Annotated in this window: 24 protein-coding genes and 3 pseudogenes; 2 read left to right on the top strand and 25 right to left on the bottom strand. The window is 43.2% G+C overall.

Annotation, left to right across the window (positions count from 1 at the left end; translation table 11 throughout):
* Window positions 1-135: 135 nt before the first annotated feature.
* Window positions 136-324 (top strand): LuxR C-terminal-related transcriptional regulator, encoded by a 189-nt coding sequence (locus tag G4417_RS17600; protein WP_243872166.1) that lies wholly within the window; start codon window positions 136-138, stop codon window positions 322-324.
* A gap of 5 nt (window positions 325-329) precedes the next feature.
* Here the strand turns inward: G4417_RS17600 and G4417_RS14375 are convergent, their stop codons facing one another.
* The 25 genes and pseudogenes from G4417_RS14375 to G4417_RS14255 form a co-directional block, all read right to left on the bottom strand.
* Window positions 330-1,061, bottom strand: a complete 732-nt coding sequence (locus tag G4417_RS14375) for a DUF554 domain-containing protein (RefSeq protein WP_173683972.1) — start codon at window positions 1,059-1,061, stop codon at window positions 330-332.
* An 89-nt stretch (window positions 1,062-1,150) separates the two neighbouring features.
* Complete coding sequence (locus G4417_RS14370; protein ID WP_173683971.1) at window positions 1,151-1,306, bottom strand: hypothetical protein; 156 nt, start codon at window positions 1,304-1,306, stop codon at window positions 1,151-1,153.
* A 12-nt stretch (window positions 1,307-1,318) separates the two neighbouring features.
* On the bottom strand, window positions 1,319-4,084 hold the full coding sequence (gene mgtA, locus G4417_RS14365; RefSeq protein WP_173683970.1) for a magnesium-translocating P-type ATPase: 2,766 nt from the start codon (window positions 4,082-4,084) through the stop codon (window positions 1,319-1,321).
* 24 nt (window positions 4,085-4,108) lie between these two features.
* A complete protein-coding gene (locus G4417_RS14360; protein ID WP_173683969.1) occupies window positions 4,109-4,420 on the bottom strand; it encodes a DUF3784 domain-containing protein in 312 nt (103 codons plus the stop codon).
* Between the two features lie 169 nt (window positions 4,421-4,589).
* Window positions 4,590-5,093 (bottom strand): winged helix-turn-helix domain-containing protein, encoded by a 504-nt coding sequence (locus G4417_RS14355; RefSeq protein ID WP_173683968.1) that lies wholly within the window; start codon window positions 5,091-5,093, stop codon window positions 4,590-4,592.
* A gap of 16 nt (window positions 5,094-5,109) precedes the next feature.
* A complete protein-coding gene (mgtA, locus tag G4417_RS14350) occupies window positions 5,110-7,773 on the bottom strand; it encodes a magnesium-translocating P-type ATPase (protein WP_173683967.1) in 2,664 nt (887 codons plus the stop codon).
* Between the two features lie 234 nt (window positions 7,774-8,007).
* Window positions 8,008-8,280: pseudogene (locus G4417_RS14345) on the bottom strand (cupin domain-containing protein); the annotation flags it as partial.
* A gap of 127 nt (window positions 8,281-8,407) precedes the next feature.
* Window positions 8,408-8,722: pseudogene (locus G4417_RS14340) on the bottom strand (carboxymuconolactone decarboxylase family protein); the annotation flags it as partial.
* Window positions 8,723-8,747: 25 nt separating this feature from the next.
* Window positions 8,748-9,170: a cupin domain-containing protein gene (locus tag G4417_RS14335; protein ID WP_008400007.1), complete on the bottom strand. Its 423-nt coding sequence runs from the start codon at window positions 9,168-9,170 to the stop codon at window positions 8,748-8,750.
* Between the two features lie 286 nt (window positions 9,171-9,456).
* Window positions 9,457-9,840, bottom strand: coding sequence for a DUF6262 family protein (locus tag G4417_RS14330; RefSeq protein ID WP_015533403.1), 384 nt, complete (start codon window positions 9,838-9,840; stop codon window positions 9,457-9,459).
* Window positions 9,806-11,323: a tyrosine-type recombinase/integrase gene (locus G4417_RS14325; RefSeq protein WP_015535740.1), complete on the bottom strand. Its 1,518-nt coding sequence runs from the start codon at window positions 11,321-11,323 to the stop codon at window positions 9,806-9,808. The genes G4417_RS14330 and G4417_RS14325 overlap by 35 nt, the downstream gene beginning before the upstream one ends.
* Window positions 11,316-13,067, bottom strand: a complete 1,752-nt coding sequence (locus tag G4417_RS14320; protein WP_008400013.1) for a tyrosine-type recombinase/integrase — start codon at window positions 13,065-13,067, stop codon at window positions 11,316-11,318. The genes G4417_RS14325 and G4417_RS14320 overlap by 8 nt, the downstream gene beginning before the upstream one ends.
* A 12-nt stretch (window positions 13,068-13,079) precedes the next feature.
* The gene (locus G4417_RS14315) at window positions 13,080-14,198 is read right to left on the bottom strand and encodes a tyrosine-type recombinase/integrase (RefSeq protein WP_008400015.1); all 1,119 of its coding nucleotides are present in this window, start codon (window positions 14,196-14,198) and stop codon (window positions 13,080-13,082) included.
* Window positions 14,199-14,367: 169 nt separating this feature from the next.
* Window positions 14,368-16,344, bottom strand: a complete 1,977-nt coding sequence (locus G4417_RS14310) for an ATP-dependent DNA helicase (protein ID WP_008400017.1) — start codon at window positions 16,342-16,344, stop codon at window positions 14,368-14,370.
* A 21-nt stretch (window positions 16,345-16,365) separates the two neighbouring features.
* Window positions 16,366-17,091 carry a DUF4240 domain-containing protein gene (locus tag G4417_RS14305; protein ID WP_008400018.1) on the bottom strand — a complete coding sequence of 242 codons (726 nt, stop codon included), beginning with the start codon at window positions 17,089-17,091 and terminating at the stop codon, window positions 16,366-16,368.
* Window positions 17,092-17,616: 525 nt separating this feature from the next.
* Complete coding sequence (locus G4417_RS14300; protein WP_025577040.1) at window positions 17,617-18,117, bottom strand: DUF3846 domain-containing protein; 501 nt, start codon at window positions 18,115-18,117, stop codon at window positions 17,617-17,619.
* Between the two features lie 56 nt (window positions 18,118-18,173).
* Entirely contained in the window at window positions 18,174-18,614 is a 441-nt protein-coding gene (locus G4417_RS14295; protein WP_008400020.1) for an ECF-type sigma factor, read from the bottom strand.
* Window positions 18,615-18,886: 272 nt separating this feature from the next.
* Entirely contained in the window at window positions 18,887-19,606 is a 720-nt protein-coding gene (locus G4417_RS14290; RefSeq protein ID WP_008400022.1) for a winged helix-turn-helix transcriptional regulator, read from the bottom strand.
* 30 nt (window positions 19,607-19,636) lie between these two features.
* Window positions 19,637-19,987, bottom strand: coding sequence for a metal-dependent transcriptional regulator (locus G4417_RS14285; RefSeq protein WP_242859076.1), 351 nt, complete (start codon window positions 19,985-19,987; stop codon window positions 19,637-19,639).
* Between the two features lie 125 nt (window positions 19,988-20,112).
* On the bottom strand, window positions 20,113-20,799 hold the full coding sequence (locus G4417_RS14280) for a DUF6619 domain-containing protein (RefSeq protein WP_015533393.1): 687 nt from the start codon (window positions 20,797-20,799) through the stop codon (window positions 20,113-20,115).
* Window positions 20,800-20,821: 22 nt separating this feature from the next.
* Window positions 20,822-21,331 (bottom strand): hypothetical protein, encoded by a 510-nt coding sequence (locus G4417_RS14275; protein WP_015533392.1) that lies wholly within the window; start codon window positions 21,329-21,331, stop codon window positions 20,822-20,824.
* Window positions 21,291-22,382, bottom strand: a complete 1,092-nt coding sequence (locus G4417_RS14270; RefSeq protein WP_008400027.1) for a sensor histidine kinase — start codon at window positions 22,380-22,382, stop codon at window positions 21,291-21,293. The genes G4417_RS14275 and G4417_RS14270 overlap by 41 nt, the downstream gene beginning before the upstream one ends.
* Window positions 22,379-23,092, bottom strand: a complete 714-nt coding sequence (locus G4417_RS14265) for a response regulator transcription factor (protein WP_008400028.1) — start codon at window positions 23,090-23,092, stop codon at window positions 22,379-22,381. Before G4417_RS14265 ends, G4417_RS14270 begins: the two co-directional genes overlap by 4 nt.
* A complete protein-coding gene (locus G4417_RS14260; RefSeq protein ID WP_008400029.1) occupies window positions 23,092-25,242 on the bottom strand; it encodes an ABC transporter permease in 2,151 nt (716 codons plus the stop codon). The genes G4417_RS14265 and G4417_RS14260 overlap by 1 nt, the downstream gene beginning before the upstream one ends.
* Window positions 25,232-26,014 (bottom strand): ABC transporter ATP-binding protein, encoded by a 783-nt coding sequence (locus tag G4417_RS14255; protein ID WP_008400030.1) that lies wholly within the window; start codon window positions 26,012-26,014, stop codon window positions 25,232-25,234. The genes G4417_RS14260 and G4417_RS14255 overlap by 11 nt, the downstream gene beginning before the upstream one ends.
* A gap of 588 nt (window positions 26,015-26,602) precedes the next feature.
* Here G4417_RS14255 and G4417_RS14250 point away from each other — a divergent pair.
* Window positions 26,603-26,703, top strand: a pseudogene (locus G4417_RS14250) (XRE family transcriptional regulator); the annotation flags it as partial.

Below are 26,703 nucleotides of genomic sequence, written 5' to 3'. Positions count from 1 at the left end.
CCTGAGATTCATTTTATAAAAACAAGCAGCATAACTGTTGTTTTCCGACTCATTACGCTACTCGCCCTTATTTTTATTATAAAGCCATTTTACTTTGATTTCAAAAGCGTTTTTTACTAAAAATGTATCTGTTTTTTGGCATTATTACTATGCATTGACCGTCTGAGCAACCGCGAAATTGCAGAAAGGTTATTTCTCTCTGAAGGCACTGTGAAACAATATATCAACCAGATTTATTCCAAGTTGATGATCAACGGTGATACACGCACCAAAAGGAAACAACTGGCAAAGCTGATTTCTTCCATAAACAAGAGCGCTACCTGATTCGGTTACGATACCAGCGGAAGTACATAGGTTACCCAGAACCATGACATTGGCATGATCAGCACCATCGCAGGTATCATATCCGCAGTTGGAAAGTTTTTCAGCTTCACCATACGAAAGCCTGTTGCAAGCATCAGGAAACCGCCACAGGCTTTAAAATCATTGATCATGCCAGGTGTAGTCAGCGGAAAAATTGCTGTTGCCGCGAAAAAAAGTATCAGGAAAATGATCAGCTGAGGAATCGCGATCATACAAACTACCATTCCCAGGCTACATGCAAAAATAGCAGCTGTAAATAAATCCAGAATAGATTTTGAAATCAGTACAGAATGATCTCCACTCATTCCAGACACAATGGAACCATAGATTCCGGTTCCACTGGCACAGAATAATACGATAATAGTAACCAGTGTATTCATAAACTCATCCTCAGACAGCTCTGAGCTTGAGTTTTTGAGAAATTTGCTGATCACACGCTGCATAACACCTGCACCTGCATTAATCTTCTCACCAAGATGAACCGCCAGTCCTATACCTGTACCGATCACTATGGAAAAAATAACCGCAGGCATATTTTCCATCAGACCGATTGTGCTGATTCCCATTCCCATAGAACATACACCGAACACCAGGGTAATGTCCTCCTTAAATTTGGGACTCAATTTGTGGCCCGCCAGGGCACCCAAGATACCACCGATCACTATGGATAATCCGTTAATAATTACTCCAATTGGCATAACTTTTTCTCCTCTATCTATATTTCCTTGTCTAGGATACCACTTTGTGAAAAAAAAGCGCAAGTCCTTTTTTGTATGAAGTCATCCACTCACAGATTATTTTTTTGTGGCCTGATCGCCCAAAATACAAGATTCATTATGATCACGATCAGCAGAACTGCTGCCATGGATACCCAGAATCCCATATTAAGGCCCAGCCATTCACATGTTCCAAAAAGCTTCATCCAAAGTAATTTCCAGTTCATTCTTTTCACCTCCTAGAGCAGTTCGCCATAATGGCGGACATATGCTTTTTTCAGACTTGTTGCCAGCATCATGTACAGCAGGATACATGGGATCAGATATGCAAAGTAGGATGCAGGTAAGGCTACAAGTCCAAGTGCTGTTCCCAGCGTAGTAAACGGGATCACTGTCAGCACAGCAATGCCTGTCATAGTGAGCAGTGTTACAGGCGCTGAGGCACGGCTCTGGATAAACGGAAGCTTCGGTGTACGGATCATGTGAATAACCAGAGTCTGGCTCCACATGGATTCCACAAACCATCCTGCCTGGAACATTCCGATATACTGTGCCTGCATTGCTGCAAGCTCTGGACCGCTGTAATGAGTAGCCAGATCATTAAACAGGACACCATTTGATACAAACATGGGACAGAATACAAAATACATAAAAATATAGGTTGTAAAATCGAAAATCGAGCTTGTAGGTCCGATCCAGATCATAAAGCTTCCCACACTAGAAGCATCCCATTTCCTTGGTACTGCAATAAACTCCTCATCCACATTATCCCAGGGGATTGCAGTACAGGACAGGTCATAGATCAGGTTCAAAAAAATCAGATGCACACTCATCATCGGAAGGAATGGTAACAGTGCTGAGGCAGCTAATACAGAGAACATATTTCCGAAATTGGAGGAAGCTGTCATCTTAATATACTTGATCATGTTTGCATAGGTTTTGCGTCCTTCTATAATTCCCTGTTCCAGAACCATCAGGTCTTTTTCCAGCAGAATGATATCCGCAGATTCTTTTGCCACATCAACTGCTGTATCTACTGATATCCCAATGTCAGCAGCTTTCATTGCAGCAGCATCGTTGATTCCGTCCCCCATAAATCCCACAGTATGTCCATTTTCTCTGAGAACAGAAACCACACGTGCTTTCTGATCTGGGGTCAGCTTTGCAAAAACATCCGTAGTCTCCGCTGCTTTTGCAAGCTGTGCATCCGACATATGATCCAGATCAGCTCCAAGAAGCATGTTCCGTACCTCAAGTCCTACCTGTCTGCAGATAGTACGGGTTACTTTATCATTATCACCTGTAAGGATTTTGGTAGTCACACCGTGGGCTTTCAGTGCTTTGATCGCATCTGCTGTGGATTCCTTAGGCGGATCAAGGAATGCAAGATAACCGATCAGCACCATATCACACTCATCTTTTACACCAAAAGCTCCAACAGGAGAAGGATTACTCTTCTGTGCAATGGCAAGCACACGGAATCCCTTGTCATTCAGTTCATCTACGGTTTTGAGGATACGCTGACGAACCGCCTCCGTAAGCAACTGCACTCCGCCATCACACTCTGCATAGGCACAGATGGAAAGCATTTCTTCTACTGCACCTTTTGTTACCATCTGCGTCTTGCCCTTTTTATCCTGCACAACTGTTGTCAGGCGGCGGCGTGCGAAATCAAATGGGATCTCATCTACCTTCACATAGTTTTCGGACAGATCCAGCAGCTTCGGATCTTCTGCCTCTTCTTCCTCTGTTCTTTGAATGATCGCCAGATCCATCAGATTTTTATAGCCCGTCTGGAAATAGCTGTTTAAGTATGCGTGGCGCAGTACTCTTGTATCGTCCTCTCCGTTTACATTCAGGTGATATTCCAGCACAACCTTATCCTGAGTCAGAGTTCCTGTTTTGTCTGTACAGAGAATATCGATGGCACCAAAATTCTGGATGGAATTCAGGTTTTTAACAATAGTCTGCTTTTTACTCATGGAAACTGCACCTTTTGCAAGGCAGGTTGTCACGATCATGGGAAGCATCTCCGGAGTCAGTCCCACAGCGATGGAAATACCAAACAGGAATGCATCCAGCCAGTCACCTTTTGTGATTCCATTGATAAAGAATACCAGCGGAACCATAACCAGCATAAACCGGATCAGGACCCAGGAAACAGCGTTAACGCCTTTGGTAAAGCTGGTTTCCACAGCCTCCCCTGCAATGGCAGATGCCATAGAGCCAAACAGAGTACGATCTCCGGTAGAAACAACCACTGCGGCTGCACTTCCGGAAATTACATTGCTTCCCATAAAAGCAATGTTGCTGTAATCAGTAATGCTTTCTTTCTGTGCGCTTACCTTTGGTGTCTTTTCCACAGGCTCGCTCTCTCCTGTCAGACTTGCCTGACTGATAAACAGATCCTTTGCATCCAGAATACGGACATCTGCAGGGATCATATCTCCTGCTGACAAATGCACAATATCTCCCACAACCAGATCATCCATAGGTATTTCTGTTTTTGCCTGTTCCCTGCGGGTAACAGTGCAGGTAGTTGTGATCATGGAAAGCAGTTTTTCTGCCGCATTACCACTTCTGGATTCCTGTACGAAGCGAAGAGTACCGGAGATCACTACCATGGTCAGAATGATCACCACTGTTAAAGGATCAAAATCTTCCGGTGTACTTCCCAACAGGGAAAAATGCGGAAAAACCATATCTGTCATGGTAGAAACAACTGCCAGACAGAAAAGGATTGCTGTAAACGGATTGATAAATGCTCCTGCCAGACGTTTGGCAAGGGATTGTTTTTTCTCATGGGTTACTTTATTGGTTCCATATTTTGTCCTGCTTACTGATACATTTTCAGCATCAAGCCCGCGAAGTGTTGTATGCAGGCTCTTTAAAACTTCCTTGATCGGATTGGTAGCCGCATGCTGGATGCGGTGGTTCTGCTCGTCACGTATCACAGCCTGCTGTGCTGCCTGACGAACAGCAATGCGATTTTCTTTCTTGTTCATTGGTCTTACCTCCTCGTTTTACAATTATTTTTTATAATACCGACTGCTTTTTTCGATATACCAGAGATCAAATCCTGCCACAATAAACCATGCAGTCATGGCAGTCACAAACCAGTGATTCTCAAATCCGGTCCACAGTCCTTTCATCAGAAAAATGATTCCGCTCAGTGTGATAACTTCGCCGATATTACGGCAAAGGGGCACAATTTTAATCTTTTCCTTCTCCTCCTGCGGCATATTTTTCCAGGCAGATAAATGAATATGACCTTTCCCACATGCAAATATAAAACCTGCAATTGTGAAAACAATACCAAAAAAAATACAGGTAAAATTCATGGTTCTTCACTCCTTTCATTGATTTCTCTCTTAGTTTCCTCCCTTCGACCTCCTACAGAATACAAAAAAAGCAAGGAAATTCACATGACCAAAGTCTTGCGATTTCCTTGCGATTTGGCAAGAATTACAAAAATACATATAAAGGCGGGCTGAAGTTAGCCCGCCTGTTTTACAGCTTATCATTAAATTTATATCCAATTCCCCAGATTGTCAGTATGTACTTTGGTTCATCCGGATTTGGTTCGATCTTCTTTCGCAATTTTCGGATAAACGCCATGATATTGCTGTCATCCAGAAGATAATTTTCCGACCACACTGCCTTGTAGATCTGCTCTTTGGTAAATACCTCCCCTCTGTTTTCAGCCAGAAAATAGAGGATATCAAATTCCTTAGGTGTCAGGGAAACCTCTTGTCCCATCCTGATCACGCTTCTGCTCTTCGGATTGATCACTAATTCTCCAATCTTCATCTCGTCAGAAAGATTGATGGATGGGATTTCTGATTCTTTTGATGTACTGAGCAATAATGAATTTACATCACCACTGATCATATCGTAAATACCGGAAAGCAGTTCTTTGGCGCTGTGACTTTCCGGTGGTTCTTTGATCAGCTTTTGAAGGAGCCATTCCTGAAGGACAGAATCCATGGAAATAACACTGATATTCTTTTTCACAATGGTTTTCCTCCTTTCAGATCAGCTCATGATATTTCTTCTGATAAAATGTTTTGACTACCGTAGTCAGAAGCATATATAACAAAGCTACAATAAACAGAAACAGAAAATACCTGACCGGTAATCTCGTCAGCCCGAAAATGGCTGCACTCCTGGTAAAGGTAATCCCTGTAAAAGCAATAATTCCTGCAAGTGTGGTACAGATTACCGGTACAGAAGGACTGCTCTGCATAAAGGGTATCTTCCTTGTCCGAAGGAAATGAAGGATCAGCACTTGTGTCCACATGGATTCCAGAAACCATCCTGTCTGAAACAAAGCAACATACTGTGACTGTATCACCGGATCTGCAATATTCAGATAGGTTGCCCCGCCACACAGCATGGGACAGAGAATATAATACAGAAACAGAAACGTCACAACATCAAACAATGAACTGATAGGACCAAAAAACAGCATAAATCGTCCCAGTGTTTTTCCGGACCAGTCTCTTGGAGAGAGTGTATCTTCTTCATCTACATTATCCCAGGGAAGAATGATACACAAAACATCATATAACAGATTTAACAGTAAAATCTGTAAAGATGTCATTGGTAAAAACGGTAAGAAAGCACTGGCACATACAATGGAAAAAATATTTCCAAAATTGGAGCTTGCAGTGATCTTAATGTACTTGAGCATATTCGTAAATGTTTTCCGCCCTTCCAGAATCCCCTGTTCCAGCACACCCAGATCCTTTTGAAGCAACACCACATCTGCTGCATCCTTCGCTGCGTCTACCGCTGTGTCTACCGAAATACCAACATTGGATTCACAAAGTGCCGGAATATCATTGATTCCATCTCCCAGAAAGCCTACAGTATGTCCATTTTGTCTTAGAGCTGAAACAAGCCGGACTTTCTGTCCCGGGGTCAGTTCTGCAAATACATGGATTTTTTCCACTGCTTCATTAAGTTCAGCATCTGTCATCTGATCCAGTTCTGCACCGGTCAGTATTATTTCAGAAGGAATTCCTACTCTTTTGCAGATAGAAGCAGCTACATCAGCCTGATCTCCTGTCAGTATTTTCGGTGTGACCTTCAGTCTTTTCAATGCCTCCACAGATGTCTTTGCTGTTTTTTTCGGGGCATCAAAAAATGCCAAGTAGCCCATCAGAATCAGGTCTTTTTCATCTGCAGGTATGATCTGGCTCTGTTTTTCAATCTCTTTCCGCGCAACAGCGATTACCTTCATACCGTCCTGAAGCATCTCATCCACCACAGAAGCAACACTCTCCATCCCGTTTTTCTCCATGGGAAGGATTTCCCCGCGAAACTCCACATGACTGCACCTGGCCACAATCTGGGAAATATTGCCTTTCACAATAAGCTGACAGTCACCATTTTTATCTGTTACCAGTGTACTGACAAATTTACGGGAATAATCAAATGGAATCTCATCTTCTTTCTGATAGTGAGTGAGAAGATCTGCAAAATGCTGTTCGTGCCCCAGCATCGTCTGACAGGCAAGGATTGCATTATCAATGGGATTGCATACACCGGAATGATAGGAACTGTTCAAAAAAGCAAAATCCAGTACCTGATCACTTTCGTTTCCCAATACGTCCATATAATATTCCAGAAGGATGCTTTCATTGGTCAGCGTTCCCGTCTTATCCATACAGAGTACATCCATGCTGCCAAACCCCTGCATGGCATTAATGTCTTTAATGATCGTCTGTTTTCTGCTCATGCTCAGGCTTCCCCTTGCAAGACAGGCTGTAATCACCATAGGCAACATCTCCGGCATTAACCCAACTGCTACAGACAACGCAAAGGCAAAGGACTCCAGCCATTTACCACCTGTAATTTTCAAAAGTATAAATACAACAGGGATCAATACTGCAATAAACCGGAGCATAACCCAGGCAATGGAATTTGCGCCTTTCTGAAAAGACTGTTTTTCATCAGGATCTTCTTTCGCAAAACTGCCATAAAGCGTGTCTTTCCCCACTGCAAGCACAATACCCTCACCTTTTCCACTGATAACGGTTGTTGCCATAAACGCCAGATTTTCAAGCTGAGGCAATGATTCCGGATTACTGTAACTTGATACCTGTGCATTTTTTTCCAGAATTGCACTTTCGCCTGTGATCGCTGCCTGAGAGATAAAGAGATCACTGACCTTTGTAAGCCTTATATCTGCAGGAACACGATCACCTGCTGAGAGCAGAACAATATCTCCGACTACCAGTTCCTCTGCCGGGATTTCTCTGAGTTCTCCTTCCCGCCGTACTGTGATGCTTTCGTGTATCAGCCGGTTCAATTGTTTTGATGCATTCTTTGCCCGGATTTCCTGGATCAGACGGATTGTTCCACTGATCAGGATCATGGAAAAAATAATAACAGCAGTTGTGGCGTTTCTGGCAAAATCAGATGCAAGAATCACATCCGTAGCCAGCGAGATCATTCCCAGAACAAGGAGAATAATATTAAACGGATTAATGAACGCACGCCGAAGTCGTGGCAGCATGGTATCATTTTTTCGCCCGGAAAAGCTGTTTATGCCATACTTTTCCCTCATGGACTCTATCTGAGTCTGGGACAGTCCATCTGGTGACACTCCAATCTCCTTATATATTTGTGATATCTCTTTATACGCATATTTTTTGATGCAGCAATCCATCAGGGTAGCTTTTGACATAAAATCTGCCCTCCTTTCCCAATACACATACTACTATTTTAACATTATCTATAAAAAACACCATGCCTGAATTCTTGCTTTTTTCTTGCGATTCACTGATATTTGATGGTTACACTCCAAATCCCCTGAAAAATCAATAAAGCCGGTATTGGATCATCAACCCTACCCGACTTTATTGATTGTAATTATCTTATTTTCTAATGATAGAATAAACTGATTGTTATCCATGCAACCTTATTTCAATAATTTATATGTTGCATCTGTAACCGGCTCACACCACTCATTGGATGTTTCCTCGCCAGGTACTTCAATTGCCAGATGGGAAAACCATTCATCTGGTGCTGCACCATGCCAGTGTTTCACTTCTGCCGGGATATTGATACAGTCACCTGGCTTCATTTCTACAGCATCTTTGCCTTCTTCCTGATAGTATCCTCTTCCGGCAACACATACCAGAATCTGTCCTCCGCCATTTTTTGCATGGTGGATATGCCAGTTATTTCTGCATAAAACTGGACTACCCCTCCGCAATCCCTTATAGTTACGGGCTTTAACGGCATACACGTCTGTGTTTTGTGCGACCCTTTCATGACGAGCAGTTTCTGCCAGGTTATTTCTCTGCTTCGTCCTCATTCCAAACCTCTTTTGCAAGATTAAAGACTGCCCAGCCTTTTGGCCAGCCTGCATAGAATGCTACGTGAGTGATGATTGCTGCGATCTCTTTCTGTGTTACCCCATGATCCTTTGCATTCTGTAAATGGAATTTCAAAGAGGAATCTGTGATTCCCTGTGCCATCAGTGCTACAACTGTGATGATACTTCTTGTTTTTAAATCAATATCTTCGTTATTCCAGTTCTCTCCGAAAAGAATGTCATCGTTAAAATGTGCAAAATCTGGTGCAAATGTTCCCAGAGCATTTCTTCCTGCTATCTGTGTGATCTTTGCCATGATATCAAACCTCCATCTTTCTTATTTATGGTAATTTGTTATACTCTTCTTCCGGTAAAAACTCCAGCCATTCGTTGGAAGCTCCCTCTGCTGGAACTTCAACAGCCAGATGCTGGAACCAGCTGTCTTTCGCTGCCCCGTGCCAGTGTTTTACTTCTGGTGAAATATTTACTACATCTCCAGCTTTCAATTCACGAGCTGGTTTTCCTTCTTCCTGGTACCATCCTCTTCCACCAGTAACCAGAAGGATCTGTCCACCTTTATGATGGATGTGGTATGCATTGATTGTTCCCGGAGCGAAAGTAACCAGACCAACTGGTACTCTCTCTGTTGTAAGCATATTCAAATAGCATTCACCTGTAAAATACTTTGCGAATGCTACGTTTTCTTCACCGATTGGAAATACGTTACCTCCACCTAAGTCTTTTTTCATCTGTTCGATATCCATAAAAAATTCCTCCTTGCTCTTTTTATTTTATGGTACAACCTGAAGTAAGCTCTAGGTCAATAGATTTTGCAACTTTTTACATAAAGTTCATAATTTTTCTGTGACAGTTTGCATTTCAGGTACACTCTATTTCTTATCGGTATCATCATACTCCCATATTGCTTTCTATGTCCAATACCCATTATTATGGGTTGCTTAATGCCTTTTAAGCATAATCTGTTTCTATATCACAATGCAAAACAGATCTGCTGTATTCTGGCAGACCTACTTTGCATTATGATATAGCTTAAATCTGTTTGATAAGATTCAACTCTTTCTTGGATAGTGCTTTTTTTAACTTCTGGTTTTCCTTTATTAGATTCTCATTTTCGCTTTTCAGTTTCTGTAGCTGTTGCCGGAGCAGATTCATTTCCGCTTCCATCGCCTGACTGATAATGTTTCTCCTTGGATCCACCATACCAGCCTGCTGTTCCATTGCTGCATCAATCTCACCTCTTACAATCGGATTCTTGTAAAAGAATCCTCTAGATAAACCAGTCTTTTGCATCAGTGCTGGTACGGACACCTTTTCTCTCTCCAACACCATTGTCCGTATTGTCAGGACTGCCCGTTCCACTTTTTCTTCGCTCTTTCTTTTATTCAATTCCAGCATCTTGTCGTATTTGCTCATATTCTTCTCCCCATCCGTCCAGATTTGCTAAGATAATCTGTGACATAAGATTTCTTACTTCCCTTGTCTCATCTGCCAGTCGCTGATTGCTCATTTTCCGGTAGTACTGGACGCTTTTCACTCCTTTATGACCCAGGAGCTTTGCTATGGTCCAATCATCCACATGGAGTTCTGTCAGCTTTACCCCATAACAGTGCCGGAACATATGCGTTCCAAATCCGAATAATTTCCCGCTGTCATCTCGGATATCTTTTTCATAGATCATTCGAAGCACTTTATCCTGCAAGGTTTGGTAACTGATTGGTCTCTCCGGTTTGTTCTCGTCCGCAAAGATATAAATGCTTTCAGGATAATGCTCATTTGCATAACTGACTGCCTTTCCAATCAGCTGTGCCAGCTCCCGGCTGATCGGTTTTTCATATCTTCTTGTTTTCGGCTGGTATATGATAATCATATCCTGACGGTCATGTTTATAAAGGCAGTCTTTCCGCAAGGTCAGCGTGTCGGAAATTCTGGTTCCAAGCATCTGGTGGATGATCATTGCCCTTGCTATCTGCTCTTCCATTTTTACAATCTGGGCATTCAGTCTTTTCAGCTCACTGTCCGAATAAGATTTGAATTCTGCTTTCCGTTCTGGCGGAAAATCAGATTTTAAAAACAGTTTTGTAAGATGTGGAAAATCATAAATTTTTCCGATTGTTTCCAGCACATTTCGAAGCTTTAGCAGGTCATCCCGGATGCCATTCCCTCCGTTTGATTCTACCTTGATGTTGATTAAAAATTGTTCTATGATCTCCCGGTCAATCTCTTCGCAGGTGCTGATCTTGGAATGCTTTTCATCCAAATACTTTGAAAATTTATTCATGGCGGACAGTTCACGTTTTATACTGCCAAGGGCTTCGGTTTTCAGATGATGGTAAATTGCTTTTTTTACTTCTTCCCGAATATCTGGTTGCCGGATTCCTCTGAAATTTAGTGTCTTATGGTTGACAATCGGATTTGTCCGCAGGATAAGCGGAAGCCTTTCCAGATGCCAGATATCCTTTGCCAGCTCATTGGTTTCTGATCGGTCCAGTGTAAATTCCAGAAGGCTTTCAAAATACCGGATCAGGGCAGCTTTTTCCACCGATTCAGTCTGAATGTTCGTCACTTTATGCTTCGTCAAAGCCCTACCGTTTTGTATCATCCACATTTTCAACTGCTTTATCCAGAAGTCTTTTTCTCTGTCAAGCAGGCTGTTTTCCTGATGGGATGACTTCTGAAAAAATTCACATAAGCTGTTAAAATAATGCCTTTCCCTTTTTATGGTCAGGATGGATACCTGCGTTCCACGGTAGTAAATGTATTCGACAAATTCTGTCTGAAGCTGGTTTCCCGGCAGTTTATCCAGATCAAAATATTGTTCCTTATTCAGCTTTTCCTTTTGCTCATCGGTAGCCAGCTTATAACATTCCAGTTGTTGGAATTTCAGTTTATTATCCATGCTTCTCTCCTTTCTGCATACAGGCAAGCAGGCTGTTTTCCTCTTCCTCAAAGTATGCGTCATTTTCTTTAGCAATTTTTCTTGGCATATAATCTATATACTGCATGGTCATTTCCTCAAACATATGTCCCAGATAGTCCCGGATGCTTTGGATTGATACGCCATGCTCATAAAAATTGGTTGCTACGGTATGTCGGTAATCATGAGACTTAAAAATATATTCTCCATTCTGTATGCCTATCTGGGAGCAGTATTTTTTCATCTGCCCCATGAAGGTGCTTTTGGAAAATGCTCCACCTTTCCGATTCCGAAAAATGTATGCTTCTTTTTCGGTAGGGTGTTTTTTCAGATAAACCTGCATCAGACGATACAATGTTACCGGAATGGGAACCCTTTTATAATTTTTCATTTTCACCTGGTAGACCTTCATCCAGCAGTCACCATTCTGGATATAATACGCATCCCCTTTTAAGGTGCAGACCTCACTGATCCGGAGTCCCACACACCAGAGATGTAAAAACATCATTCTCAGGTGTTCAGGAAACTGTGAGAGGTTTTGGATAATTTCCATATACACATCCTCTTCCACACTTCTGTCATGGTGGACTGGGATCTGTTTTTCCAAGTAATACGATGCATAAAACGGAACCTTTTTTATATACCCCTTTACTTCCAGAAATTTCATAAAAAACTGTATTCCCGAAACATTGGTATTAAATGTCTTTGCTCCCATAGCACCATTCTGCAAATTCTTTAAATATACATCAATCAGGCTGGCATCACACTTGGTAACTTCCAGTTCGCTGATCTCCTGCAAAAAATTTCGAATGGTTCGGAATCTTTCGTACACCGTACTGAGCGCCAGTTCTCCGATTCCAATTTCGTACTTCATATATTCCTGAAGCAGCAATCGATTCTTGGGCTGTAGAACTTCCTGAAATGATATTTTTTCTATACTGTCACTCTGGTTTATTCTTTCTTTGGCAATACGAAACCGCTCTAAATACCAGATGGTAGCATCCCATCTTGTTTCATCAGTTTCTATAAAAATCACTTTACGGGCAGTTTCCACAATGCTCTTCAGTCGTTTTCGCCGTTGCTCTTTCTCGACTTTCTGCTTCAGGTAGTCCTGAAATGCTGTTTCCTGTTCCAGCTCCAGAAGCTGGATATCTGTAATCTGCTCCCGGATGCAAAATTCGTAAAAAAGCTGTAACCCGGTCAGTTTATATTCCCTCAGTCTGGAAATTTCATAATTCTCCAGAATATATTCCAGCACGGTAAAAATCTGACGTTTCAGTTTCTCACTGGCTGCCGCTTTAAAATTCCAGACCATGTTACTCCGACACCGTACCGTTTCCACACTCTTTACGATTACAGGATCTGAGTGGTATGGAACAAAAAGTATTTCATTTTTATATTTCCATTCACATTCCCTCTGTCCAGCCGGAGTTTTCATCCGTTCCCGGATGTACGCCTGCCGTATCCGGTCGAACGTTCCGGTATATCGGTAAATGTAATTTCGCTTTATCAGCGGTGTTATATATAATTCAAATTTCATTCGCAGTTCATAATCTATTTCCGAAAGATGTTCTACCATCTCATCTGCCAGAAACAGCAGAATCTGTTCTGTAATGGAACTTCCTGCTTCCTCTTTTGCAAACTCCCGGATTTCTTTTCGTAGCTGCTCAATCCGCCTGCTCCGTTCTTGTTCTGCCTCTATAAAAGACTGTAAAAACGCAGGCATAAAAACCACCTCCTATAGCAATTCCTCAATCCCATACAGGGAGGAGTGTTTCTCGTAGAATTCCTGGCTGGCATCCAGCAGTTCATCATCCACAATGTCCAGATAATTGATGGTTGTCTGGATGTGGCGGTGTCCATAGGCCAGCTGTATCAGTTCCAGCGACCATCCTGCTTTTCTCCGCTCATTTCCAAAGTAATGCCGGAGCATATGAGGCGTGATCTTAATCCCTGTTTTCTTATCCATTCTTTTTAGCATAGAGTATACTGCTTCCACGTTCATTGGTTTTCCGATATTATCCCCGGAAATATTCACAAACAGGCTTGTCTGGTGCTGAAGTAGTTTTCGGTACTCTGCGATATACAGATTTAAAAAGCCGAAGGTATCTTTGCTGATCTTCGCACTTCGGTATTCTGCATTCTTTGCTCTCGCTCCATTTTCATTGTCCTCACGGAAATATACCCGGATTATGTGGTTCTGATAATCAATGTCCTTACTGTAATCAATTCCTAAGATCTCACCGATTCGGTAGCCTGTCTCTGCCAGAAGCAGCATGAGAAGCCGATCTCTTATATTGGTACACGCTTTCAAGATTTCCACAATTTCATCTTTCTTTGCTGCTCTCGCCTTATGCTCTTCCTCTTTTAAATAGCCTTTGAAACTCTTTGATCGTATGCTTTTCTTTACGCCTACTGCATCCACGGCTACAAAATAATTATAGGACAGGACTTTCAGCTCCCCGAACTGCTGGTACTCTTCTTCTATAAAAAGATAGAACCTGAACACATCTCTTAAGTATGCGTTGCAGGTTCCATTGTTTGGAGATCTGTGATTTTTATCTCTGGTATGCTTCCCGGCTTTCAGCCAGTATAAAAATTCCACAAAGTGATTTGTCTGTTCAACATAAGGCATTTGATATACGTCTGTCAATTCCTTTTTCTTTTCATGGATGTATTCCAGATAGTACAGGATTGCAAGTGCGGAGCGCCGCACCGTATTCGGTGAACATTTCCTCCGTATCTTGTGCATCAGATATTTGGTTGGAAGCAGGACGATATCCAGTGTTTCCACATCTCTGATAAAGAAATAAACGGTGGAGCCTTCTCTTTCTGTTTCCAGCTCATATCTTCTCATTTCTGCTCACTTCCTTTCCTCTAACGCTATACACAGTATACCCAACTCATGCCGATAAAGCTATCACCAATACTACCAATTCGCTCCAAACCGCCCCTGAAATACCACTAAACTTTTTGTCCTGTCTGCTACCCGGATCTGGGCAGAACCAACAACGCCACGGATGCTCTCAGCTGTAGTAACGCTCCACTTTCCGGCTTCGGATAAAATCTTCTACTTCTTCGATCCGTTCTGCCATCTGGCACTTTGGCAGTGCTTCCAGAACATCACTCCGATACCTGCCTTTTTTCGTGGCACGGTGATCTAAAATAGACACAACGCAGGTGTCCTGCTCCGTGCGAATTGCCCGGCCAAATCCCTGACGCAACTTCTTCTGCATATCTGGCACCACGATGGTCTGGATGTAGGATTTTAGCGATCGGTACTGCTCCCTCTGGGCTTCATGGATAGGGTCCGGAACAGAAAACGGTAGTTTTACGATAATCAGGGACGATACCATGTCACCCGGAAAGTCCACACCCTCCCAGCAGGAGCCGGCTGCGAACAACACGGCATTCTCCATCTTCTTAAACCGGGCGATCTCTTCCTGGGAGTTTCTCCATACCTGCACCATCGGAAACGGGATCTGATCCCGCAAAAGCTGCTGCACATTTCCCATCAGGGTATAAGATGTGAACAGTACCAGCGTATGCCCGTAAGTGGAACACACCAGATCACGGATCTGCCCGGCAAGCTGCTCGGCCTCTTCCCGGCTCCCCTTTTTTCTTGGTTTTAAATGCTCCGGGATGTAAAGCAGACAGTTCTCCTGGTAGCAGAATGGGGATTCTGCCACACACTCCCGGACACCTGTTTCTTTTTCCAGCCCGGTCATCTGTCTGGTCCTTGCAAAACCGTTCCCGGCTTTTAAGGTGCCGCTGGTTAAGATTGCCGGAAATCCCCGGCTCCATAAGGTGGCGTCCAGATACTTCGGGATCTCCCGGTTGACTGCCATAAAGGTTAAATGTCCCCGGCTGTCCTGCTGTAAAAACAAAATATACCGTTTGTCGTTCTTTAAAAACCAGCCGAACAGCTCTTCCATCTCTTCCAGCCGCCGGAAAGTCCAGTAAGGAATATTCCCGGCGAGCCTTTTGATCATAAGCTGAAGTCTTTCCTGCATCTGGGCTAAGGCTGTGCCAGCTCCCGGCGGAAAATAAAAACTTTCTTTTCCAGCCATGTCCTCGATGCCATCTTTCCGGTGCTTTCGAATCTCCATCTGAAGAGCGGAAACCCCTTCCAGCAGCCGTTTTCCATCCGTGCCTTTATGCTCTCTGACTAAAAAGTAAGCAATCTCCTGCACATCTTCCCTTCCAATGCTTCTTCCATACATCTGGCTGGCGGCTTCCGGGAGTTTATGGGCCTCATCCACGACCAGAGCCCTGTAATCTGCCAGAAGCGGACGGTACCCATTTGCCCGGTGCATGGCATCTGCCAGAAGATAATTGTGATTGCAAATCTGTAAAAAAATATCCTCTTTCCTGGAAATATCCAGATGCTTCTGATAACGGCATCCTGCTTTCCCCGGACATTCCCTGGGGCAGAATTTCGGTACGCACACCAGCCTGCGGTCAAAACCGCTCAGGTTATGTACGGAATCTAAATCAAAGTTATGCCGGAGGGACTTCAATGCCTCCATCTGTGCCTGATTTTTATTCTTGTCCCGGACTGCCTCTAATCTCTGGGCCAGCCTGTAATCGCATACAAAATGTTCCTTTCCCTTGCGGACGACCGCTTTTAACTCTCCCTGAAGCAGATCTGCTTTTAACAGTACGTCCGATAAGAAAGGAACATATTCCTCTATGATGGCTTTCTGTAAGGCGATACTGGAAGTGGATACCACTACAGACCGCCTGTCACATCCCGAATAACCGGAATGCAGTACACTATATTTCCGCATCAGGATGCAGGCTGTCAGATAGGCATAGGTCTTTCCGATGCCGACTCCTGCATCACAGAGCGTGATTTCATTTTTCATAAGGGCATCCAGCATTTCATGGCAGAGACGGATCTGTTCTTCCCTTACATGAAGCCCGGCTTTCGGGAGAAGCTCCCGAAAGATCTGTTCCACTTCGCCATGTGCCCTTTTCTGATATTCATTTTTATAACACATTACTTCTCCTTGCCAGAAAGCTTATCTTACCGTACCCTTACGGACGGGTCTGGTCGCTTCCGGTGTATTCTGTCCCTGTTCCTGCATTTTCTTTATGGCAGCATTCCCTCTTGCCATCATCCTTCGGATATCCGTCCGGGAAACATTCCATGTCCTTACTTTCTGAGGAGCTTTCCTTACCTGCTCGGACAAATGGCATTCACAGAGTTTCGGATATACCACCATTGCTTCCGGTAATTCCAGCGGATACTCGATCATGGGATGGTACACAACATCCCGGATCACCTGCTCATAACATTCCATCTGCATTCTTGCCGTACTGTCCTGATAGATATTTTTCCCTTTCATGGCACTGTAGACCTGCGATGAGATGTATCCCAACGCTTCAAAACTACAGTACCCATACGGAGTCACGCCGGAAAGGGAATCCGGATCTTTTAAGGCATTCAGATAAACTTCTTTTCCCTGGGCGATCAGCCACATCCGAAAATCGGAAAAACTGTCATCACTGCACCCTGCTTCCATCATAATACCTGCCGCTGTCCATAAGCCGTACTTATAAGCCACATCCCGGTAACTGTAAACAAGATTGTGGAATTGGAGGACATCCTCCGGTGTCATATAGAAGAGCTGCTGCTTGATCCACACTGCCGAAGCATCCAGATCGGTGCCGCACACTTCCTTTGCTTTTTCAATCAGATTCCAGAATTGATCCTTGCTCATTCCACTTCTTTTTGTTTCTTCCATCTGTTCTCTCCCCTTGATGTGACGTTAATACCACAAGAATACGGCTGTAGTCTCCCACAGCCGCATGGTATCTGATATCAACGACACACTTCTTCATTGATTTCTTTTTTATCTTGCTGTTCCGCATTTGACCTCGCACCCCCGGAACTATCCCTGTATTTCTTCTGGGAAAGGGGACACTACAGGCGGGCGGCTGGCCTGCCGCCGCTCACAGATGTCCTAGGGGTCTTTCTGATTACAACCCGGAGTCCATCTTCCGCTCTCTGGCTGGTAACGTGTATCATTATCCCCCGTCCGTGATCCTGGCGAAAGGCTGCCACCGCCTTATTCACAGCTATGCTTTCTCGCTCCAAGTCTAAGAATCTTTACCCTATACTTAATCATGGCGCTCATACTGTCACGCTTCTACGGTTGGGAACGTACCTGTAGTGCCGATATTCACTTGCCAAAGAACAGCCGAGGGATGTCCCTCTGCTTACTAGCCGATGGCAGTGTATTTTTTTATTCACTTCACAGAAAAATTTTTTATCGTGCTTCCCCGGATCTGTTTTTCTTTTTTCCTTTTGCCGGATTCTTCTGCTGTGCATCCTTCTTCCGACTTTCCTTCTGCTCTTTTTGTTCCTGCGGTGGCATCTTCATCACATGAAGTTCCCCGTTAAACAGGGTGAAAACTTCCGGTGACTGATATTTTTCTTTAAACTTTTCAATCTGCTCCGGTGTCAGCGAAGTAAAATCATCTTCTGTCAGTCCTACCACAAGGAATGTTCCGGCAATGGCATCATAGACCTGTCCTCGGTCATCGTACAATGCCCGATTTAACGGCAACCCCTCAAATTTTCCATTGCCGTTTAAAAGAATTCCAACCTCATCCTCAAACGGATAAGTCATCTCAATGTCACCGCCTACTGCCTGCTGCAGATCTTCCAGCTCATTGGGGATGCTTTTGACATAGGGTGCTTTCATCGGCTCGACTACCAGTACCGTCATCATTTCTTCCTGCATTTCGGACACTTCTTTCTCATCCATCGTATCAATCCTCCTGTCTATTCGTTCTGATAATCAGCCGATGAGAGCCTTTTGTTTTATTCAAATTTCATGGACTTTTTGATTTTCTCCCGTAACCTCCGCAGTCTTGTATAAACAGTCTGCTCCGGCAGTTCCATGTGATGACTGATCTCTTTTGGTGCATATCCCATCATCTTCAGGACAATCATCTGAAGAGTTTTCTTATCAGTTGATAACAGGATCTGAAGCAGTTCTTCGTTCTCCACGGTATCCAGCAGGGCTTCTACGCTCTCCGGCTGGGACTCTTTGGTTTCTTTTTCTTCCAGGAGCAGTTCCATACAGTCCAGAAGCGAGGTCTGGTGTTCCCGGAATCTCCGCTCTGCATTGAAATCGTCCCAGTCATACTCCCGAAGCTTCTGGATCGTCTCTTCATCCACGCCCTGTTCACGCAGGATCTTCTCTTCCTCTGCTTTCCACTGGTTCCATCTATATTCTTCTTTTGCTTTGTTATAAGCCACTTATCTTTTCCTCCGATCTGAATTTTTGTGAAATCAAATCGGAGTGTGGCGGTGATCTGGCTCGTTCTTCCTGTCCACAGGAATGTCCGGCATCTCTGCTGTTTCCCTGCAAACACGGATCTCCTTTGTAATCATATCTTTACAAAGGCACAGTGTATCGGATGCACCTGTCAGTTAACGGTCAGAAACCTGTCAATTGACGGTCAATTTTTATCACCTTCTTTCCAGCACAAATAAAATAAGACGAACAATCTTTTTACGGATTATTCGCCTTACTGCTGTTCGTTTTCATTATTCAATTCAAATTTGTAACCTATATCCCTGACACTGACAATGCAATTCCCGGCACCGTCTTCAACGACATTCAACTTTTTTCTCAATCGCTTTACCAGACACCAGATGATATTTTTAATATCACCAACAGAATAATCTTTCCATACGAGCTGGTAAATCTGTTCAAATGTGTATACTCTCATCGGTGTCACCGCTAATAAGTATAAAAAATTATATTCTTGTCGTGTTAAATGTAACGCTACATTATTCCAAAATACTTTATGTTTCTTATGATCCATTACAAGTTTTCCCTTATCAATCATCGTTTCGGATTGCTTTTGAGTTATTTTTTGTTTATTATTTCGTCGTGCCAATGAAAAAATCTGCAGATCTACTTCTTCTATAGTGCTATTTATATCCATTACACAATCTGCACCAGCGTATATTAATTCTTTTTTCCATGACATACACAATAAAGAGGAAGCATCCGTCAAAATAATAATTGGTATCTGCGTTATTTTTCTAATAGCAGATATAATATTACTTATGTTCTCTTTATAAAGGATCACTCCTATTATAAGCACATCATAAGAAAATAAACTCAAATTATGCAGTAAAATTTGTAGATTTTCTGCATAATCTGAGTTTACCTCATTGAATAGTTTTCGATATGATTGATTGTCAAAATATGCTAATATCTTGTATTTTGTGTCTTTCATATTTAATCTATTTTAGCAAAGCAACATTTTCTATTTCTTCACAGGAAAATTATCAAATGTATTGTCAATTTTTTGTGCAGCAATCCCTCTCATCGCATGCTCTTTCAGTTTTTGAAAACTTTCATCACTGACTGCATGTTCCATGCGACAAGCATCCACTTCTGCAGTTTGTGGATTAACTCCAACGGCTATAAGTTGATAAGTAAAAAAGCAATGGCGTTCGTAAATTTTTTCGGCCACATCCCGGCCAAGGTCGGTCAGGTGTATATAATGGTTTTCGTCTGTTGTCAAAAAACCGCCCTCTCGTAAAGTTCCTACTGCGTAACATACGCTGGGTTTTGAAACTTCCATGTACCGGGCAACATCCACGGAACGCACCATACCGAGTTTCTTTTGAAGTATAAGCACGGATTCTAGCTGCTGTACGACGGCTTTTTTTCTTTTGCCGTCGTGCGGCAGCTATTTCTGTTATACTAAGCTACTGTTTTCCACATTTCAGATTCACTTTAATGATTCATCTGAAACTCTTCAATCGATCCATAGTCAATTAGTTTGCTCTCGTCAAATGACTCTTGAAGTTTCTCTCCTTCTGCAAACAGGACATTTCCGCTTGAAGTCAGCGGCAACATACAGCTACTCGCTTTAAGACTTTGTGCCGGTTTATCCACAAGGATAATCAATGGATTTTTTGCTTCTATCGGCTCTGCTGCGCCCAACGCCACATGCACCGGAAATGCCAATAATGTCTCTCCATCATATTGATATAGTCCCACTCCATCAGGCAATACATTTCCATCAGCAGTCAATATAGGCATTTGAACATCTAAAAATTCCTGCATGCTATTTGCCAAACTGCCATATTCCACAGGTTTTAACTTGCTGGGATCACCAAAGCGATCTATCCATTGAGGGTTTGTCAGGATCAAATGGTCCCACCCCCCATCCTTTAGCTCTTTTGTAATTTCAATATTGCTGTCAACTACATATGAAAGCAGAAGATAATCTTCCTCAGAATGTAAAATGCTGGAGCCATCTGCGGTTAATTCATTGCTCTCACAAACTGTATCAATGTCTGTATATGCTATATACCAAATTTCACTCGTATTGTATTGATTAAGAGTGAGTGTATCTCCACACCCAGATAGACCCAATACAAGGATGCACACGAGTGTCATCACTATTTTTCTGCTCATTTACAAATCCCCTCAGTTTTCCTTACGTTCGAGAACATGATTTTCTTTTTTGAATACCCATCATGCCTAAAATCAGAATTGCACATACGACAATACTGCCGACAATGTACTGCCATCCAAAAAATGATAGATTAAGAATATAGCGTGCTGCCGGATTAGAAAAAATGTGTGTGAACGGCTCATTCGCTGCAATTCTGCTCATTACTCCGCTGACATCTGCCAGAGGTATTCCGTAAAGGGACGCACCCAAAAAATAAAGAACGAGTTTTTCTACAATGGACGGCAGTAAAATTCCTAACACACAACCTCCCACCCGATGTGCCGCTGGTGTCTTAAAAAGATAAAACGCTCCCGCAATGTAAGGTAGAACAGCTAAACATCCACCTAAAACAACTGGTGCCAAATGAAATCCGAAGATAACAAAGACAAGGCGCAAAAGTAAATATACGCCCAAGATAATCAGCCAACTTATAATCAGAGAAGCCGCAGGCTTATTTTTCTTTGGTGTTTGCGTACGAATCTGCTGTTGCATCATCAAACCTCCTGACTGGATATTGCACCTTGGGGAACATCAGAATAATGGTTGTTCCGCATGACAACTGTGATGTGATTTGTAAATCTATCGCTAAATCTTTTGCCATTTTCTGCACTAAATATAATCCCATACCTGTGGAGCGGCTTAAAAAGCTTCCTGCGTCCCCAGTGAAGCCCTTATCAAAAACAAACGGCAGATCAGACGCGGGTATACCTGTTCCGTTATCGCTGACGGATAGAGTAATCTGCCCGCTTTCTGGATTATCCGTTACTGAAAATTGAATAGCGGGGGCGGTGTCCTTCACAGCATACTTTACACTGTTGCTAATAATCTGTCCCAAAATGAACATAAAGCCTTTTTTGTTAGAAATTACGTTACAGTCGTTCCCGGAATATGTGACAGAAAATTGGGCTTCTTCAAGCAAGGATAAATTGTCCTCAACCGCTTCCCGACAAGTCTCTAAGATCAGAATTGGTTCAAAATAGCAATCTTTGTGAGCCGCCCCAAGACGTGAAAAGTACAAAATCTGTTCTACGTTCTGCCGCACATGGTCGCGTACATATAGCATACGAGTATGCACCAACGGTGACATCTCAACCTTTCGATTATCTAAAAGAAGCGTCATAAGGGACAGAGGTTTCTTGATTTCATGCACCCAATTTTCAATATAACTTTCGTAGTTGGCAACCTTTAACTGCTGTTCGTTCACATACCCCTCTTGCATTCTCAGATGATGGGCTAATTCATGGATATATGGGCGCATTGACGCGGGGGCACTTTCACACAACAGGTATTCGTTTGTGTCGTCCGGCTCTAACAGAAAGCGCCGAAAAGCGGCATCAATTTTACTGCGTTTATGAATTGAGATGACAAAGGGGATGACAAACGCGGCAAGTGATACAAATATCATTAGCCCCACAAGGCTCAAAAAATCCCCCGGATAAGCCACCCATGCCAGAAACGCAAAGAACAAATCCAAGCAGCCAAGAGTAATCAACCAAATACGATTGGACGATACATAGGTCAAGAGAGTATTAAATTTCTTCATACTTCCACCTGCTCTTTCAAACGGTAGCCTTGCCCGCGCACCGTTTCAATGCGATCATCAAGTCCAACTTCACGCAGCGTTTTCCGCAGTCGTGTAAAATTGACTTGCAGCGCATTTTCGTCTATAAACTCCGCTGTTCCCCAAAGCACATGAAACAGGTCGCTCTTTGATACAAGGTTCGGGCTGCTTTTCAAAAGGGTGAGAAGTATTTTCCCCTCATTCTGCGGAAGAACATAAGATTTCTTTCCTGCATAGAGCGTAAAAGTGTTTGGATCAAGCAGGAAGCCGCCCCCGTTAAGCAATCCCTGCTGCATCTGTTCTTCTTTGCGGCGCAAGAGGTTTTTAATGCGGGCAAGAAGCCGTTCCGTGTTGCATGGCTTTGTTAGGTAATCGTCCGCCCCTAATCCCAAAGCGTGAAGCTCGTCCTGTAATTTATCTCTTGCAGTTAATATCAGCACAGTCCCAAGCTGTTTGGCCTTTACCTCTTTGCAGATTTCAAAGCCGGAGTGAAAAGGAAGATTGATGTCGAGCAAAATCAAGTCCGGGGAAAGAGACATTATCTGTGATACGGCATTTTCAAAGTCAAGCAAAGGAACAGCGTCATATCCCGCTTTTTCCAACACATCAATCAATTCTTCCCGCATATATACATCATCTTCAACCACAATAATTTGCGCCAATATGAACACCTCCTTCCCGAATAAGCCCATTAAGCATTTGGCTTCCAATTTAATTTGCTGATTTCACGGTTTGCTGTCCGCGCAATAGCCACACCGTACAATGCAAGCATACAAACAACGACAAGCGCCATAACGAGCAGCATAGGATAAGACTGTTGCAGTTTTGCCATATTAGAGTATAGGTAATGCTGCATTGCGCAAATTCCGACTGTACCGCTGATACACGCAGGAAACAGCGGGAGCAGAAAATACCATAGCACCTGTTGGTTTATGGAACGCTTCATTTGTTCGCGTCGTGCGCCCAGAATAGAAAGTGTCGCATACCTTGCCTTTGTTTCTCGCATTTGGGTTAGGAATTGCAGGGCAAGTAGGGCGCAAGCGATAATTAGAAGCATAAAACCCATGTATAAGGTCGTGTAGCTGCCGGAAATGACATAAAATAGTTGCCGTCCGAAATTGTCCAAATAGCTTTCGCAGTACAGGCCAGAGGGCTTTAACAGGTCACGGGCTTCCATAATCGACACCATCAGGCCATCAGCTTCCACAGTTTCGCTCGGAATACAGAAATTGTGATAAACGGTAACGGTGTCTGGATTTACATATTCAGAATATACTTCATCGGAAACAATCAATGCGGTTATGATTTTTACGTTTTCATCCGCAGTCAAGCCTTTCATCGGCACAAACGGGATAAGCGTAATTGGCAGTCCGTCAATAGAAATCAAGACTTTACCATTAGCCCGTGCGTCCTCCGCAATCTGGTTCAACATGGTGGTGGTTTCTTCTTTTGTACTCCCCTGAAAATCCGGGTTAAGATAGAATACAGCTTCGTCGATTCCAAGAACGATAGTTTTTTCTCCAGCTGCTTCCAGCAATTCGTTATATGAAGATACGGGAATTAAAAATGGCGAAGCTCCCGTAGTATCAATACACCCTAAAAGGTTAAGCGCGGCTGGTTGATTGGGACTGAACTCATAGCTTGTAGCTCCTTGTGTGACGGGATCCTCTACTTCTGGCGGCAGATTCAAAACAACCTGTTCACGCAGCCCGGACCAATCTATAAAAGAGTTCGCTTTCACGGAAGCTGGGCGTTTCATTGTTCCTGTTTCCATGCGGCTCAAATCAGCCACATAGGGCTGCATTTGCTTACCCGAAAGGTATTTTTCAACAGTCGCTTCATTGCCCGTGACGGTAAAATCGTAAACAGAAGATCCCCGCGTCATTTGGTTCCCATACGACATAATGCGGGTTGATCCGTCCGCAATGAGCATGATAGTGAGCATAATCAAAATAGATGCAACACCGATTGAAATATACTTGTGGACTATATTTTCGTGTAACTGCCGCAGAGTGAAAATATATAGACCGTGTGTTGTGTTGCGTTTCACAGAAGCCGCCGCTGCGCTCAGCAAGCCTGCAAGCCCACGGATAAAAAGCATTGTTCCCACAATACCTAATATCACGGCAACAATTATCATCATACCGCCAGCAACCATGAAATACTTTAGGATTACCCAATATGCAAGCGTCAAAACTACCGCTCCGAGAATGAGGGAAAATAAGTTCCCACTCATTTTTCCAACTTGCTGTTTCTTCGCCATTTCTCCATAAAGGAGTTGGTGGATTTCTTTGTTGAATAGTTTTCCACAAAGGATGAACAACGCGACAACTTGAATCATTAGAAATCCAAGCGTTGTCAAGAGAACAGCGCTCACAGAAAAACTTGACTGATGTGCAATTATGCCGCGACCTACAAGCCGTGCCGTAGCAAGGCTGATTACCTCTGATAAAAAGCCGCCGCAGATCAGTCCGCCCAAAAGAGCCAGCAGTGATGTGATTAGCCCCTCTGCCATGATTTGAATAAACAAGTGTCGCTTTGTCATTCCAAACATCAGGTAAAGCCCTAATTCCCGGCTCCTACATTCAAGCTGATATTTGTTCGCAAAAATGACAAGGAAAAATACAAACAGCAGCGAAAAAAGATAAACCGTCGGCATTAGCATTGTCAGAAGTCGATTAACAGCGTCACTTTCGATTTCCTCCAAGAAGCGCATCACGTCCTGGCTTCCAAGGGAGAGGACGATATAAAATGTGGCTACAGCTGTAACCATAGTAAGAAAATAAATCAGGTTCTCACTACGGTTTCGTTTGGAGTTTCGCCACGCAAGGTTAAAGAACATTTGCACTCCCTCCTCCCATCTGTGCCATTACCTGTAAGATACGCGCATAAAATTCCTCCCGTGTTTCAGTCGGAATTTTCCGGCGCAGCTCATGGAAAATCACACCGTCCTGTATGAATAGGATTCTGGAACAAAAACTTGCAGCGTTCGGGTCGTGTGTTACCATCAAAATTGTGCGTCCGCGACCGTGATTGATCTCGCACAGTTTTTCCATAAGCAACCGCGCTGCCTTTGTATCCAATGCCCCAGTTGGCTCATCTGCCAAAATAATATCGGGGTCGGAAATCAAACTGCGGGCGGCAGCGACGCGCTGTTTTTGACCACCTGACATCTGCGCCGGAAATTTGGAGAGCACATCCGTGATTCCAAAAAGTCCTGCAATGTCATTCAACTTCTTCTCCGCAGCAGATATATCTACATTATGGATAGAAAGCGGCAGCAGGATATTTTCTCTGCCAGTCAAGTTGTCAAGCAAAGCAAAATCCTGAAACAGATAGCCTATTTTATTGCCCCGATACTCAGCCAGTTTTTCGCTATCAAAGGAACTCACATTTGCGCCGGAAAGCAGGACTTGCCCGGAGGTCGGTTTAATAACCGTAGCAATGCAATTTAGCAGGGTCGTTTTTCCTGATCCGCTTGCGCCCATGATCCCCAAAAATTCGCCATCAAGAACATCAAAGGTAATGCCATTAAGAGCTTTTGTAGGAACACCCTCTTTCGTATATACCTTGTGTATATCTCGGACTTCCAAAAGTTTTTCTTTGCAATTCATATTATCACCTTTTGCCTTTTCGCTTTTTGATTAGTTGTTGATTATATTTTACTGCATGGCAGGAAGATAAACCACTTACAGTTGATGTAAGGTTTCTATGCTAAATGCTAAAGGGCGGCGATGTGACGTTTGTGCCAGATCGCCGCTGCTTTTCTTTATATTTATTCTATCCGATGTGCTTGCCCGCTTCAAGGTAATAGTTATGAATTATTTTGGCTATCAAGTGGAACTATATAAACATATCCGAAAGAAACAAATTTTCTTGATAAAGATCATGTTTCTTCACTCAAAGATAGCTTTACAAAATACACCTCTAAGGCTACTACAATAGGTAGGGCGCAAGGTCTTATGCAGAAGCACTTTGAGACCTTGCGCCCTCTGTTATTCTACCCTAAAAATACTTTGCCAGCTGCTTCAGACCACGCCGGATGCTGTCACGGATACAGGTAAGTTTGCATCCTTCATTACTCTTTAATGGAATTTGTATTCTCAGTTTTATAATCGGTATAATCAAGCCCATTAACCGGCATAATAAGGTCATTCCATCACATAAACCGGAACGATACGATATTATTGAGGTGAACGATTATGCCGATTGATGATTTAACTGCTTTAGGGCAAAAAATGCGGGAAGCCCGAAAGAATAAAGAACTGACACAACAGGAACTTTCTGATCTGAGCCATGTTTC

The sequence above is a fragment of the Blautia wexlerae genome (assembly GCF_013300825.1).
In the GTDB taxonomy this organism is placed as follows: domain Bacteria; phylum Bacillota; class Clostridia; order Lachnospirales; family Lachnospiraceae; genus Blautia_A; species Blautia_A wexlerae_B.
Note: the sequence above shows the minus strand (reverse complement) of the source record. Positions and strands in the feature narration are given on the sequence as shown.